The sequence below is a fragment of the Segatella sinensis genome (assembly GCF_040095255.1).
Lineage (GTDB): Bacteria > Bacteroidota > Bacteroidia > Bacteroidales > Bacteroidaceae > Prevotella > Prevotella sinensis.
In genome coordinates, this window is record NZ_JBBNGE010000019.1 from 14,654 (window position 1) to 30,216 (window position 15,563).

12 protein-coding genes and 1 riboswitch are annotated in these 15,563 nt (G+C 48.8%); of the genes, 2 read left to right on the top strand and 10 right to left on the bottom strand.

Features of this window, described 5'->3' with window-relative positions:
• Positions 1-4: 4 nt before the first annotated feature.
• Positions 5-2,911 (top strand): DEAD/DEAH box helicase family protein, encoded by a 2,907-nt coding sequence (locus AAAT87_RS07130; RefSeq protein WP_349226055.1) that lies wholly within the window; start codon positions 5-7, stop codon positions 2,909-2,911.
• A gap of 138 nt (positions 2,912-3,049) precedes the next feature.
• On the opposite strand, the gene AAAT87_RS07135 is transcribed toward AAAT87_RS07130, so the two are convergent.
• The gene (locus tag AAAT87_RS07135) at positions 3,050-4,639 is read right to left on the bottom strand and encodes an ATP-binding protein (RefSeq protein ID WP_349226056.1); all 1,590 of its coding nucleotides are present in this window, start codon (positions 4,637-4,639) and stop codon (positions 3,050-3,052) included.
• 238 nt (positions 4,640-4,877) lie between these two features.
• Here AAAT87_RS07135 and AAAT87_RS07140 point away from each other — a divergent pair, with 238 nt between their 5' ends.
• Positions 4,878-6,182: a S28 family serine protease gene (locus tag AAAT87_RS07140; RefSeq protein WP_349226057.1), complete on the top strand. Its 1,305-nt coding sequence runs from the start codon at positions 4,878-4,880 to the stop codon at positions 6,180-6,182.
• 383 nt (positions 6,183-6,565) lie between these two features.
• On the opposite strand, the gene thiH is transcribed toward AAAT87_RS07140, so the two are convergent.
• The 9 genes from thiH to lysA all read right to left on the bottom strand — a co-directional run bounded on the left by thiH (position 6,566) and on the right by lysA (position 15,444).
• Positions 6,566-7,705, bottom strand: coding sequence for a 2-iminoacetate synthase ThiH (thiH, locus tag AAAT87_RS07145; RefSeq protein WP_089542782.1), 1,140 nt, complete (start codon positions 7,703-7,705; stop codon positions 6,566-6,568).
• Positions 7,706-7,709: 4 nt separating this feature from the next.
• Entirely contained in the window at positions 7,710-9,404 is a 1,695-nt protein-coding gene (thiC, locus tag AAAT87_RS07150; RefSeq protein WP_022121899.1) for a phosphomethylpyrimidine synthase ThiC, read from the bottom strand.
• A 72-nt stretch (positions 9,405-9,476) separates the two neighbouring features.
• Complete coding sequence (locus tag AAAT87_RS07155) at positions 9,477-10,250, bottom strand: thiazole synthase (protein ID WP_089542780.1); 774 nt, start codon at positions 10,248-10,250, stop codon at positions 9,477-9,479.
• A gap of 30 nt (positions 10,251-10,280) precedes the next feature.
• Positions 10,281-10,931, bottom strand: a complete 651-nt coding sequence (locus AAAT87_RS07160; protein ID WP_349226058.1) for a thiamine phosphate synthase — start codon at positions 10,929-10,931, stop codon at positions 10,281-10,283.
• 27 nt (positions 10,932-10,958) lie between these two features.
• Positions 10,959-11,156 carry a sulfur carrier protein ThiS gene (thiS, locus tag AAAT87_RS07165; RefSeq protein WP_349226059.1) on the bottom strand — a complete coding sequence of 66 codons (198 nt, stop codon included), beginning with the start codon at positions 11,154-11,156 and terminating at the stop codon, positions 10,959-10,961.
• A gap of 118 nt (positions 11,157-11,274) precedes the next feature.
• A riboswitch (TPP riboswitch) is annotated at positions 11,275-11,368 on the bottom strand.
• A gap of 134 nt (positions 11,369-11,502) precedes the next feature.
• Complete coding sequence (locus AAAT87_RS07170; RefSeq protein ID WP_295024179.1) at positions 11,503-11,682, bottom strand: hypothetical protein; 180 nt, start codon at positions 11,680-11,682, stop codon at positions 11,503-11,505.
• 434 nt (positions 11,683-12,116) lie between these two features.
• Entirely contained in the window at positions 12,117-12,890 is a 774-nt protein-coding gene (locus AAAT87_RS07175) for a glycosyltransferase (protein ID WP_349226060.1), read from the bottom strand.
• A gap of 34 nt (positions 12,891-12,924) precedes the next feature.
• Complete coding sequence (locus AAAT87_RS07180) at positions 12,925-14,139, bottom strand: glycosyltransferase family protein (RefSeq protein WP_295024176.1); 1,215 nt, start codon at positions 14,137-14,139, stop codon at positions 12,925-12,927.
• Between the two features lie 147 nt (positions 14,140-14,286).
• Complete coding sequence (lysA, locus tag AAAT87_RS07185; protein WP_153090022.1) at positions 14,287-15,444, bottom strand: diaminopimelate decarboxylase; 1,158 nt, start codon at positions 15,442-15,444, stop codon at positions 14,287-14,289.
• Positions 15,445-15,563 lie beyond the last annotated feature (119 nt).

A 15,563-nucleotide genomic window follows, 5' to 3' on the forward strand; every position in this document is an offset into this window, starting at 1 on the left:
GACTATGGCTATCAATTCAAGTAATATATCTTTGGAATTGGCGCATCGACTCACCGATGTGGTCAATGCAGCCTGGAAGAGTGGGGAGATGCTGGAGAAGGTGACCCCAACCACCGCTTCGCTCTTGAACTATTGGTTTGGAGAGGGCTTCTGCAACGAGCGTGCGAGAAATTTCCATGAGGGTCAGCGTCAGGCTGTCCTCAACATCATCTATCTGCACGAAGTGATGGGAGAAAACTGCGTGATGGATGCCTATCAGGGCATCATTCCGGAGCTGATGGATAGGGCCGACCTGGCTCAGCTTGCCAAGCCTAAATATCAGATGCCTAAGTATGCAGTGAAGATGGCTACGGGCACGGGAAAGACGTGGGTGATGCATGCCTTGATAATCTGGCAGATGCTGAATGCCCGGCACGAGGATGTGGAGAGCGGACGATTTACGCAGAAGTTCCTGATAGTGGCTCCGGGTCTGATTGTTTACGACCGTCTGCTGGATGCCTTCTGCGGCAGAAAGAAGCGCGACGAAGAATATCGTGACCCTCAGACCAACGACTACTACATGAACCAGGAGGTGTTCATCCCCGAGCGTTATCGTGACGAGGTGTTTTCGTTCATCCAGAACAATGTGGTGACCAAGGAGGATGGCATCGGCAGGAAGACCACCGGAGAGGGACTGATTGCCCTGACCAACTGGCATCTGTTTGAAAATCAGATGGAAGAGAAGGAACAGGATGAGGATGTGGACGATTCCAGCACGGTGACACCCGCTGAAATCATCAGTGATCTGTTGCCTATCCGTCCGGGCAAGTCGGCGGGTAATGACCTCGGCATGCTCGACCGCCGTGCCCTGGGTGGCACCGAACTGGAATATCTGGCGGGTTTAAAGGATTTGATGGTAATCAATGATGAGGCTCATCATATCCACGAAATCAAGCGTAATGGCGAAACAGAGGAGGTGGAATGGCAAAGAGGCTTGAATGCCATCAGTGCCACCAAGGGTACAAGATTCATACAGGTGGACTTCTCGGCTACCCCTTTTGATACGAAGGGAACAGGAGAGAAGCAGGTGAAACTCTTCTTTCCGCATATCATCGTTGATTTCGACTTGCCGATGGCGATGAAGCAGGGACTGGTGAAGCTGCTGCTGCTCGACCGTCGGCAGGAACTTACCGACCTGGAGAACCTGGATTACAACGCCGAGCGTGATGAGCAGGGAAAGGTGGTAGGACTGAGCGAGGGCCAGCGCATGATGCTCCGTGCCGGATTGACCAAGCTGAACAAGCTGGAAGAAGAATTCCTGAAAAATGATGCGTCTAAGAACCCGAAGATGCTCATCGTTTGCCAGGATACCACGGTATCTCCTTTCGTAGAAGAGTTTCTGAAGTCGGAAGGTCTGGAAGATGAAGACATCGTTACCATCGACAGCAACAAGCAGGGCGAGGTGAAGGATGAAGAATGGCAGGAAATCAAGAAGAAGCTCTTCGATATAGATAGGTATAAGAGTCCGAAGGTGGTCATCTCGGTGCTGATGCTCCGTGAGGGTTTCGACGTCAACAACATCTGCGTGCTCGTTCCGCTGCGTTCTTCGCAGGCGCCAATCCTGTTGGAGCAGTTGGTGGGTAGAGGCTTGCGACTGATGTGGCGAGAGTCTGATTACATCGACATCAAGCGTGAAGACCGCCTGAGGGTGTTGAAGAATCATCAGCCTCCCCGCACCTATATCGACACCTTGTCTATCGTAGAGCATCCGGCTTTCATCAAGTTTTATGATGATTTGCAGGATCAAGGCTTGGTGGCTGTGGATGAAGGCGACGTGGGTACAGGAGGCGCCACTGGAGATATTCTGACCGTGGGACTTCGTGAGGATTACGGGAAATATGATTTCCAATGGCCGGTTATCCTGCATGATTCCATCGATGAATTTGAGGATGCAGAGATAGATCTGGATGATTTAGAGCCGTTTACGATGTATCCGCTGCCTTTGCTCCGCAAGTTCCTGGCAAAAGAGGGTGAGACCTTCGTATCGCAGGAATCTCTGACAAAGACTACCTTTGGTAAGTATAAGGTGACGGCCAATCTCTTCAATGCCAGCGGATATAATGAGTATCTGCAGAAATTGCTGAGGGTAGTAACCCTGCGCTTTGAGAACTGTCGCCGCCAGGGGTTCCCGACCATTCAGATTAATGGTGCCCAAACGGTGCAGGTGATGGACTGGTATATCCGGGAGAAACTTTTCTCCGCGCCTTTCAATCCGTTCCAGGGCAACGACTGGAAGATATTGCTGGCTAAGGATGGCATCGTGACGAAGCATTTCGTGGAGCAGTTTGCCGTGGCCATCTATAAGATGCAGAACCGCCTGACAACAATCAATGCCGAGGTCAGTCATACGGATTTCTCTTCGCTCAGAGCCATCAAGATGAGAGAGTCTTACTCGATGGAGGTACAGAAGTGTATCTATCCCCGACTGGGTTATCCTTCTCATGGCGGAGGATTGGAAAAGGCTTTCATCGAGTTTCTGGATAGGGATGCTGAGGTGGAAAGATTCCTGAAGATTAATGAGAATGGCCATTCTTTCGCCATCATCTTCTATGTGAGGAAGGATGGCTTGATGGCAACGTATCATCCTGACTTCATCGTGGCAACGGGGGATAAGGTTTATCTGATTGAGACCAAGGGCGACGACAAAGTGGATGATGTGAACGTTCGCCAGAAGCAGACGGCTACTGTAGAATGGATTAAGAAAATCAATGCTCTGGAGCCTGGGGATAGGATGAATCGCACCTGGGAGTATGTGTTGGTAGGCGAGAGCGTGTTCTACTCATTGAGTGGAAGTGGTGCTACGATTACCGATATCTGCAATATGTGTAAGGTTTCGTATTCTGTGGCAACGGGCAATCTGTTTGATATGTAAAGGGCAAATGCTATGAATAAAGCATTTGCTGTAATAATAAAGCTATTACTGTAATAATAAAGTAATTGCTGTAATGATGATAAAGAAAGCCAGCCTTTTCGCAGGAGAAGGCTGGCTTATATAAGAAACGTGGAACTGTTAAGCGAAAGAAACTTCTTTCCAATCTATCAATCCCTTTCCTAAATCTTCTAGTTCTATGGCAAGAGCTATTATTTTGCGCTTGTCTGCTTTGAATGGTTCTGCATACCGCTTAGCTTTAATTTGTTCTGCAGCAGCGTTAACACCACCATTGTTGCTCAGTTTCAATTCCAATACATAGATGATGGTTGATGTTTCTACCACCATATCGATTCTACCTGTAGATATCATCTTCTCAACTTCCACTCTACAGCCAATGGCATTGAAAATTGTACTCAGAATAAGACGGTAACGTTCTTCCATATCCATGCTTGCAAGCTTCTTGTTGCTGTATGGCACATCCGCAACAAGGGCTTTCAGACACTTCATTGCTTCTGGTAGATTTCCCATGTTCAGGTAAAGATTCAGAAATGCTTGTGGTGACTGAATGTCATTACCCTTACGCATGGAAAGGGTTGGCAAAACTATTTCATTCAGAGCCTGTCTTACCTCGAAGTTTGGAATACCAAGGAGGTAAGTTCCGTTCATGTAGCCCTTTATTGTGAGATAGCCAGACTGATAAAGAAACAGTTCTGGTCCACCACCTGTTACATCTGACGACTCTATTATAGAGCTTAACAAGGCACAATGATCAAAATCATTCAAGCGTATTTCCATATCATCTATAAACTTAGGAAGCAACGAGGTTGCTCCAGATGAGGCCCAGTAATTTCTCAATTTCTTATCCGACAGGGCATTGATGAGGCTGAACGGATTGAATATATCTACCATATTATCGCTGCAGAAATGATATCCGTCGTAATAGGCCGTGAGCTGCTTCAGGGTCTCCTCCGGAGTCCATCCGTTTTCTTCTCCCATCGCCTCAATCTCAGGCATGAAGTTGTCGGCAGCTTCCTGTTTCGAAATGCCGCAGATGGTGGCGTAGGGTGCATCAAAACTGATGTTGCTCAGATTATTGAGAACAGAGAAGAGAGAAATCTGAGTGAACTTGGTGATGCCCGTGATGAAGACGAAGCGCTCGTGCTCGTCCTCTTTTTTCAAGACGGCAAACACGGACTTGTAGATGGCTGTGCAGGCATCATGATCTGGAGTCTTCCAGGAATGCTGCAATGGGGAATCATACTCATCGATGAGGATAACCGCCTGTTTTCCGGTCTTTTGAAACATCGTTTCGATGATGTTCTGGAAGCGGACGGCAAGGGAAGCCTCTGGGCGCACGGCTACCTCATACTTCTGTTCAAGTTTATAGAAGGCGTCATCGAGATAGGAGTTGAGTTCTTCTGGTGTAGCTCCTCCGCAACTCATGTCGAGTCGAATGACAGGATAGCAGGTCCATTCTTTCTCCAGCTCCATCACCTTCAATCCTTCGAAGAGTTCCTTTTTTCCTTCGAAGTAAGCCCGAAGTGTATCCACGAGAATCGACTTACCGAAGCGGCGTGGTCGGCTCAGGTAATTATACTTTTTCCCCCTGTTGGCAAGTCTCCATATCATATCAGTCTTGTCAACATAAAGATAACCACCCTTTCTGATAACCTCAAAAGACTGGATACCTACCGGCAATCTTCTATCGTTCATTTCTGTATCTGTCATAATCTGGTCTCCTATGTTTTCAGGATAGCTTTTTGCGAGCCATCCACCTTTCTGCAAATTCTTTCTGCAAAGATACGACGAATATTTTGATTTCGCAAGAAAAAATGGGGGATAATATAAAAAAGGTGGCGAATCTTTTTGCCGGACAAGAATATTTCCTTACCTTTGCATAGCATTTAAAGTATGTGGAGATTACCGACGAAAGTTTAAAAAGAGAAAATATAAAAGAGAGACGAAAATGAAATTGAAATTCTTGAAATTGATGCTGCTGCTCTTCATCCTGCCTTTGCAGATGCTGGCGGCAGAACTGGGAGAGGCGGGCAAGCTGTTGGCGACGCTGCCTGGAGTGAGTGACGTGGAAACGCTGAAAAGTACGCATTTCCCTGAAAAATATGTGTTCTTCATCAAGCAGCAACTGGATGCCAAGGATGCTTCCAAGGGTAGTTTTGAGCAGCGAGTGATACTCTGCCACAGAGGATTCGACCGTCCTACCGTGCTCGTAACTGAAGGCTACAACGCCAAGTATGCATTGCGCGAGGGATACATCGAGGAACTTTCCAAGCTCTTCGATACCAACATCATCACCGTGGAATACCGCTATTTCGACAAGTCGATGCCTAGTCCTTGCAACTGGGATTACCTCACCGTGGAGAACTCGCTCTACGATCTGCACCACGTAAACCAGACCCTGCATGCGATGTACAAGGGTAAGTGGATTGCCACGGGCATCAGCAAGGGCGGACAGACTACGATGTTCTACCGCGCCTACTTCCCGAATGATGTGGACGTCTCCGTGCCATACGTTGCACCGCTGAACAAGGGCGTGGAGGATGGCAGACACGAGAAGTTCCTGCAGCATGAGGTTTCTACCAAGGAGAACCGACAGAAGGTGCTCAACTTCCAGCTGCTGCTCTTCAAGCGTAAGGCTGCGCTGCTGCCGATGTTCGAGAAGTATTGCAGCGAGAAGCAGTATCGCTTCAATGCGCCTATCGCCGAGATTTTCGATTACTCGGTGTTTGAGTATGCCTTCGCCTTCTGGCAGTGGGGGGAGGACATCAGGAAGATTCCTACGAATGATGCCACCGACGACCAGGTGTTCAAATACTGGATCAACATGTGTGAGCCGGAGTATTTCACCAACTACAATGCCACAGCATCTTTCGATGTGCAGGCTGCCAGGGAGTTGGGATATTACGGATATTACACCAAGCCATTCAAGAGATACCTGAGCATCAAGTCGGCAAAGGGTTATCTGAAGAAGCTGATGGTGCCTAAGGGTGCCGAGAACGTGGAGTTCTCGCCAAAGCTTTACAATTATACCGTGGATTTCCTGACCAAGAACGATCCGAAGATGGTGTATATTTATGGTGATATCGACCCATGGGGTGCATCGGGCATCTATGGTCTGCCATTCACCAAGAACAAGAAGAACCTGCATGTCTATATGTGTCATGGCGGTTCGCATCTCACCCGCATCCTGTCGTTCCCTGAGCCTACCAGACAGGAAATCATCGATCTGATTGGGGGATGGCTGAAGGAATAAGCCTTTGGATTACATCCATACGCCCTGGATGGTATGTATAGTTTATCTCCATACGCCTTGGATGGTATGTATAGTTTATCTCCATACGCCCTGAAAGGGCAGAAGCTCCTAGCCCAGGGTAACACCCTGGGTTACGCATAAGCAAGAAAGTCGCCCTGTAAGGGCAAAAGCTTCTTATATTTAAAGCTTTTGCCCTTACAGGGCGACTTTGTTTTATATCACATTCTAAACCCAGGGCGATGCCCTGGGCTAGGAGCTTCTGCCCTTTCAGGGCGTGCTGCTTGCAGTTTTTTTCCTTTTAGGGCGTGCTGCTTGCAGTTTTTTTCCTTTTAGGGCGTGCTGCTTGCAGTTTTTTTCCTTTCAGGGCATGCTACTCTGTAAAATTATCCGTTTGCGATATTTCCGAAGAAATCGAATGAGGCATCCCAATCCTTCCATACTGGCTCTCTGCCCAATTCCTTCAATCTCGCATTGATTACCTTGGCGGTACGCTCATCGCTCACGGTGAACTGCTCCAATGCCTGAGGATAAGTATGGTAACCACCAGGATTTACCTTTGATTCTGCCGACATGGTGGTGACACCCAGTGTTGCCATGTTGTCACGGATGTAGGCAGGCTCACGGGTAGAGTAGGAGATATCCACATCGTGGTCGAAGATACGCATGGCGAAAGTAGCCTGTGCCAACTGCTTGTCGGTCATGTAGCAGTTTGGCTGGAAACCTTCGTTCTGTGCAGGGCGCATACGAGGGAAGTTCACGCTGTACTTGGTCTTCCAGTAGTGCTTCTGCAGGTAGCGCAGGTGATGAGCCATCATCACTACATCCGTGCGCCACTCCTTCTCCAATCCGATGAGCACACCCATACCGATGGAGTGAACGCCTGCCATCCCCATGCGGTCGAAACCATCGCAGCGCCACTCAAACTTACTCTTCATGCCACGTGGGTGGTAGAGCTTGTAGTGCTCGTGGTTGTAGGTTTCCTGGAAACAGATTACGCCGTTCATACCATGGTCGGCGAGGGTCTTGTAATCCTCAGTAGAGAGCGGCATCACCTCAATCTTCACGTTAGAGAAATACTTCTTGGCGATGTCGATGGCCTTGGCAAGATAAGGGGTGCCAGCCTTTGCCGGGTTCTCGCCCGTAACGAGAAGGATGTTCTCGAATGGAGCCAACTGCTTGATGGCTTTGTACTCGTTCTCAATCTGCTCTGGGGTGAGGATGGTGCGGGCCATCGGATTCTCACGATGGAAACCGCAATACACGCAGGAGTTGGAGCATGAATTGGTGATGTAGAGAGGAATGAACATCGACATGGTCTTGCCGAAGCGCTCCTCGGTATATTTGCGGGAAAGACGCGCCATCACCTCCAGGTATGGCTCGGCTGCCGGTGAAATCAGCGCCATGAAGTCGTTCACATCGCAATGGTCCTTGGCGAGGGCACGGCGCACATCGTTATCGGTCATTCGAGCAATGCGCTCCGTGGTCTCCTCCCAACTGATATTCTTTAATTCGTCTGAAAACATTTTCTTACTTTTTAAATTTTCTCAAATCGTGTGTCAACTTGGCTGCGCAGAAGTTTGGACCACACATGGTGCAGTACTCTCCGTCTGTATGACCTGCCTCCTCGAAATACTTCAAGGCAAGCTCTGGGTCGAGAGAGAGGTGGAACTGGTCTCTCCAGCGGAACTCGAAACGGGCCTTGGAGAGGGCGTTGTCGCGGATGGTTGCACCTGGATGACCCTTAGCCAAGTCGGCTGCATGAGCGGCAATCTTATAGGTTACCACACCTGTGCGCACATCTTCCTTGTTAGGCAAGGCGAGGTGCTCCTTTGGTGTTACATAGCAGAGCATGGCGGTGCCGAGCCATGCTATCTGAGCGCCACCGATGGCTGAAGTGATGTGGTCGTAACCTGGAGCGATATCGGTAACCAATGGGCCGAGGGTGTAGAATGGTGCCTCGTGACAGTGGTCGAGCTGGCGCTCCATGTTCTCCTTGATCTTCTGCAATGGCACGTGACCAGGACCCTCGATGAATGCCTGCACGTTCTTGTCCCAGGCACGGGTAACAAGCTCGCCCATGGTATCCAACTCGGCAAACTGGGCTGCATCGTTGGCATCGGCGATACAGCCTGGGCGCAGACCATCGCCCAAAGAGAGGGCTACGTCGTACTGTGCCACGATGTCGCAGATGTCGTCGAAGTGCTCATAGAGGAAGCTCTCCTGGTCGTGGTAGAGACACCACTTGCTCATGATACTACCGCCACGGCTCACGATACCGCAGAGACGGCTATCAGCAAGATGCACGTTGTGGCGACGGATGCCGGCATGGATGGTGAAGTAGTCAACACCCTGCTCGCACTGCTCGATGAGGGTATCACGGAATACCTCCCAGTTCAGATCCTCTACCTTGCCGTTTACCTTCTCCAAAGCCTGGTAGATAGGCACGGTTCCTACTGGTACAGGACAGTTGCGCACAATCCATTCACGGGTTTCGTGGATGTTGTCGCCGGTAGAGAGGTCCATCAAGGTATCGCCTCCCCACTTGCAGGACCATACAGCCTTATCTACCTCTTCCTCGATGCTGGAGGTAGTGGCAGAGTTACCGATGTTGGTATTGATCTTCACGAGGAAGTTGCGGCCGATAATCATCGGTTCGCTCTCCGGGTGGTTGATGTTGGCAGGAAGAACGGCACGTCCGCGTGCAATCTCATCACGCACATACTCAGGAGTGATATGGGTATCGATGCCCAACTCCTGGCAGTTCATGTTCTCGCGGATAGCCACATACTCCATCTCTGGAGTGATGATGCCCGCCTTGGCGTAAGCCATCTGGGTGATGTGCTTGCCAGCCTGAGCACGGCGAGGCAACTGGATGTGCTCGAAGCGGAGGTGGTCGAGGCTATGGTCAGCAAGACGCTGCTTGCCATACTCGCTGGTAACCTCCTTGAGCTGCTCGGTATCGTTGCGGTCGAGAATCCACTGCTCGCGCATTCTTGGCAAGCCCTTCTTCAAATCTACCTGATAGTTAGGGTCGCTGTAAGGACCGCTGGTATCGTAGATGTAAACTGGAGCGTTTGGCTCTGTATGTGGAATGCCGCGCTCATCCTTCACAACAGTAGGAGTGAGGTTTACCTTGGTCATTCCAACCTTGATCTGTGGGAAAAGTTTTCCCTGCATATACGCCTTTTCTCTCTGGGCGTAAGCTTTCTTATCGTTTGGCATTTTAATGTCGTTGTTATTTTTTATAATGTATCAGTTGATATATATATCCTGTCGATATATAATAATGTGTAATTAGTCGTTCAGGAATGCGGTGAGTGGAGAACTTGCCTCGGCACAATCGCTGATGGCTCCGAGACCTGCCTCGTAAGCACGGCGACCGCATACCACTGCTTCCTTGAATGCCTTAGCCATTTCTACAGGGTCTCCTGCAACGGCGATGGCTGTGTTGACCAGACAAGCGCTGGCACCCATCTCCATGGCCTCGGCAGCGTGGCTAGGCGCACCGATACCTGCATCTACTACCACAGGAACAGTAGCCTGCTCGATGATGATCTGCAGGAAGTCCTTCATTCTCAAACCCTTGTTGGTACCGATAGGTGCAGCGAGTGGCATCACGGTAGCAGCACCAGCCTCTTCGAGGTGCTTGCAGAGGGTAGGGTCTGCCTGGCAATATGGCAATACCACGAAACCGAGTTTTACCAGTTTCTCGGTAGCCTTCAGAGTCTCGATAGAGTCTGGAAGAAGATAGCGAGGGTCTGGGTGGATTTCGAGCTTGAGCCAGTTGGTTCCGAAAGCCTCGCGAGCCATCTGTGCTGCGAATACAGCCTCCTCAGCGTTGCGCACGCCACTGGTGTTAGGAAGGAGCTGGATATTTGGGTTCTGCACGATATGAGAGAGCAGGTCGTCCTGCTTGTCTTCGAGTTCGATACGCTTCATGGCAACGGTTACCATTTCTGTTTCAGAAGCCTTGATGGCTTCTGCCATGAGCTGGTTGTTGTTGAACTTTCCTGTTCCGAGGAAGAGGCGGGAGTTGAACTCTCGTCCTGCAATTACTAATTTTTCCATTTTCTGTTATTCTTATTTTTAAATGTTTGCTTATCTGAATACCTTCATCATTTCCATGATGTCATGGGTTTCTGATGCCGGATCCTTGGCATTGAGGATGCAGCCGCTGAGTGCGATGCCGTTAACTCCCGTCTTCATGATGTCGGGAATATCCTCCTTGGTGATGCCACCGATGGCAACGATAGGGATATCGATATTTTCTGCCTTCATCTTCTGGATGATTTCTCGGTATCCTTCAAGACCGAGGATAGGAGAGAGCTTCTCCTTGGTAGTGGTGAAGCGGAACGGACCGCAACCGATGTAATCGGCACCGGCTTCATAGTGAGCCTTCACATCCTCGAAGGTATTTGCTGTACCGCCGATGATGAAGTCATCGCCCAGAATCTTGCGGGCTTCGGCAATCGGCATATCGTTCTTGCCCAGATGCACGCCATCGGCGCCCACCTCTTTCACCAGTTCCACACGGTCGTCGATGATGAAGGTAACATTCATGATCTTGCACCATTCCTTCACCTTGTAGGCGATGGGGCGCACTTCATCATCAGAGGCATCCTTCATGCGGAGCTGAACCCATCCGCAGAGTCCCGTTATCGCCTCGTGAATGCCATCGAGATAGCTTATCTTCTCATTCTGATGAGAGATGAACTGCAGTTGAAATCTGTCTAATGATATTTTAGCCATAGTCCTCTAAACATTAAACATTATATCCTATCCTCCGCAGAAAGCCTTTACAATCACGATGTCGGCACCCTCCTGAATCACGTGGCTTTCCCACTCGTCACGAGGTACCATCTCGTTACTGATGGCTACAGCGCAACCTGTAGCTGGAAGATCGAGTTCCTGGGCAAGTTTCTTGACGGTCTTTGCCTGAATCTCAGTTTCTTTGCTGTTGATGATAACTTTCATAATCTGTTCCTATGTTTACATTTATAAATTTACAATTGTCAACACGGGGGTATGCCTGATGAAAGCAAAGGGGTTGTAGAGAAGCAAGAGTTGGTTGCATTTATCTCTGCCTGGGTGTAAAACGATCTATCATATTTCCTGCGCCAGCATTACCTGTTTCAGGTTCAATGGGTATAATCTCAGCCGATTGCTCAGCACCCCCGTGATAATTATAGATGCAAAAGTATAGATAATTTCCGAATTATCGTAGAAAAGGCGGATTATTTAATCTATATTAACGCTGGAGGCAACGAAAAAAGCGTGCCGGTAAGTAAATACCAGCACGCTTCCTTTATATTTCAAGTGATTATGCGCATGCACAACCACGACCTTTGCAAATAGCTTCGCCATAAATTGACATTGCATTCTTATAGTTTGCAATGAATGCCTTCATGACCTTCTTGATTTCTTTCAACATTGTTTTCATAATCGTTATCCTTTCTTTCTTTTTCGTTAATACTTGAGCCTCACCGGGCTCTTCTTTCATTCTCTTTCCTACAAGGGGATGGAGTAATTACTTACCCATCTCGATGTGGTTGTTAACATTGATTGCCTTAGCAATCATAATTGCTACTACTGCGAGTGCCATTACTGTTGTCATCATAATTTGTTTCCTTTCTCAATCTTTGTGGAGACGTTGCATTTTCTGTCTCCTGTTCTACATGTTATCCTTTTACAATCTCTCTTACCTGAAACCTTCCATCTCCTGTACTTGAGATTTCTCATCTTTTTTATATATATAAGACTTTTCATCTCGCATACTCAAGATCTCTTGTTTCATCTTTACGAGTGCAAAGGTAATGCCTTTTTTTTGAATTCGGGTAACAAATGGGTGACAAAATGATGAAAGAAAGTGATTTTTTGATACAAGTCAAATACTGGCAGTCTGTCTCTTGATACAGGTCAACTACTGTCAGTCTCTTACTTCACATACTTCAGAATCTCCTTGCTTTTTCTGCCTTTTTTGGCAGGAAGTGGCATAAATCCCTCGGTAAGTCCCGTTTTGTCGGTCATCGCCTGGAATACGGAGGCGGCATAGCTGTCGAGTTTCAGCTTCTTCAGTTCCTCGTTGATAGCATCCTCATCATAATCGTCTGCATATAATAAGGTATGCAGGTCGTCGAGATACTTCTGTGGGATGTTCTTATGCGGCATTCTGCTCTGAATCTGCATAATCTGGGCGATGATGGCATGCTGGGTCTGCTGGGCGATGGCTTCTGCCTTTCTGTGCTCGAAGTCGGCGAGGGTAGAGGCATCCGTCTCCTGCCAGTCTTCCATCGTACCTTCTTCGGTGATGAGATGACTGTAGCCGAAGTATCTGATGAGGGTGATGTGCTTGTTCCATCCGAGTTTCTCCAGATAGGCTTTCTCCAATGGGGTGGTGGCGATGATGAGGTCTGAGTGCCTGTACATCGCCTTCTGGTACATCAGGGTCTGCAGACTGCGCTTGAAATGCGGATTCCGGCAGTTGCGCTCTGAGAGGTCGCCGAGTGGGCAAACGATGTAGGGGATGCCCATCTTGCGAGACATTCTGGCGAGCTGGGCACCTTGTCTTGTCCATGCTCCCAGTATCATCACGATATCGGCATCTACCAGGTTACTGGTGATGTCGAACTTCTGCTGCAGCGCTTCGATGTAAGGAAGATACATCTTCAGTGTCTTCTTATGTTTGGAAATGAACAAATATACTTTCATCGTTATTTTAAGTTTGCTTGTTGATTCTAAAGTTCTACAGTTTATGACTGGTGAAGTCGTTCTTGTCTGCACGCCAGTATCTTATCTTGTTGGCAAGATTTCTCCAGATGATACCATACTCATAGAATGGCAGCTTCAGGAGCGAGATGTCATCGTCGAAATGCTTGATGGCCTTGTGGGCGATGACGGTGCGGAGAATCAGGAGCAGAAGCAGGGCGAAACCTGCAATGCCTGTCAGGATCCAGTCTTGCATCAGGATGGCGTATGCCAGGGTGGCCAGCGAGGCGATGAGGCTGAGGTGAGGGAAGAGGTGATCCATTGCCATCAGCGCCATCATCGACTTGGCTCTGGTCAGACTCTTGCGGGATGCCTGGAGATAAAGGTGGGCATTGTGCCATGCCTTGTCGGTTGGTTCATCATGGATGAGCCATGCATCGCAGTCAAGTTCTACGGCAGTATCTCCGTAGGCTGCATACTTGTTGACCAGGAAGTCATATTCTCCGCGCACATACTCCAGGTTGCCCTGATAGCCCTGCTCGCGCATGAAATCGCTCTTGCGGAAGGCTACGTTTGGCATGTGGGTGCGGTAGCCGTAGCTATGCTGGGCACGGCGGAGCAGATAGAATGCCTTGCGGATGCTGTCGAATCGGCGAACACCCTTGGTTGCTTCGTCTAAAGCTACATAGCCCAGAACCAGATGGTTAGGCTCCTGGCAGTTGTGGGTCATCGTATAGAGCCACTTGTCGTTGGATGGGGTGCAGGTAGGTTCGGTGAGGATGATCCACTCATACTTGGCAGCCTTCACGCCCAGTGTAATCTGCAGCTTCTTTCTGCTCATATAGCGGGAGCTCTCAGGGATATATGTATAATATAGGTGAGAATTCTCGGCTGCCATGCGCTTCAGATAATCCTGGGTCTCACCATCGGTGCTCTGACAAACCACGATTACCTGATAATCGGCAGGATATTTCTGCTGCAGGAACATCTGTAGATTATGCTCCAGTTCGTAGAGATTGTCGTGAGCGGTGATAATCACCGAGATAGGTTCTCTAGATTCCAAGGATTCCTCCTCTTCCTTAGCTGTTGTTTCTGCTGTAGAATCAGTTTCCTCCTCAGCAGGATTTTCCTCATTTTCTGCATTGTCAGGAAAACGCAACGAGCGCAGAAATGGATTTATCAGCGATCCGAGGATTGCCAATAATACCACTACTGCGCCTGCTATGATAGTTGTTAAACTAATTGTCATCATTTCTTTTTTTCTCGTATTTTAAAGCTTTTGCCCTTTACCTTTCCCTTCGGCCGGTGACCGTTGGTTCAGGGCGCATTGCTAATACTGTCTTAGCCCAGGGCATCGCCCTGGGCTAAGTGCTTCTGCCCTTTCAGGGCGTGCTTTCCTTTAAAAATCTTCTGTGATATATCCCTTTGGCAACTGGCGGCAGTTATACTGGCTCGCCATGATCTCACCGTAGGCTCCGGCTGAACGGAGAGCAATGAGGTCGCCACGATGGGTCTTGTTCAGATCTACAGCCTTGGCGAATACATCGCTCGACTCGCAGATCGGACCTACTACGTCGTATGTCTCTGCAGGTTCATCGCTGGAGATGTTCTCTATCTTATGATATGCCTGATAGAGGGCAGGACGGATCAGATCGGTCATACCTGCATCTACGATGGCAAACTGCTTGGCTGTGCCCTGCTTGATATAAAGCGTCTTGGTGATGAGCGAACCCATCTGACCCACTACTGCACGGCCCAACTCGAAGTGTAACTTCTGTCCATCGCGCAACTTCAACTTCCTGGCGTATGTATCGAAGTAATCCTTGAAATCTGGGATAGGCACACGGTTTGGATGGTTGTAATCGATACCCAAGCCACCGCCAACATTGATGTTCTTCACTACGATGTGATGAGCCTCCAACTGGTCTTGCAGCTCGTTGATGCGGTTGCAGAGAGCCTCGAAGTCACCCATGTCAAGTATCTGACTACCAATATGGAAGTGCAGACCCAGGAACTTGATGTTCTTCATTTTGGAAGCCTCCTCTATCACGCTCTCCATATCGCGCATAGCGATACCAAACTTGTTTTCAGCCAAACCTGTTGTAATGTTGGCATGGGTATGAGCACCAACGTCTGGGTTGATGCGGAAGCAAACTTGTGCAATCTTATTCTTCTTCTCGGCAAGTTCGTTGATGATTTCCAATTCCGGGACGCTCTCTACATTGAAGCAGAAGATGCCCTTGTCCAAACCAAGGTTGATTTCCCAATCACTCTTGCCTACACCGGCATACACAATCTTATTGGCAGGGAAACCTGCATTGATGGCAGCCTGAATTTCTCCTCCGCTCACACAGTCGGCACCCAAACCAGCCTGGCAGATGATGTTGAGCACTTTAGGGTTGGCATTTGCCTTTACGGCATAGTGTACCTCAAAGCCCTCGTGTTTGCCAGCCTCTGCGTTGATGGTCTTCAAGGTTTGGCGCAACACGTTGGTGTCGTAGTAGTAGAACGGAGTCTGTATCTCCTGAAACTTATCTATTGGAAATGTACCTTTCATTTCGCTTATGCTTATTTTAATATCTTACTTATAGTCAAATCAGAAAATCCAACTTATGGTTAAGTCAGAATATCCAACGAAGAGTGGACAGGAAGCATTACATTAGAATTCTTCACTCT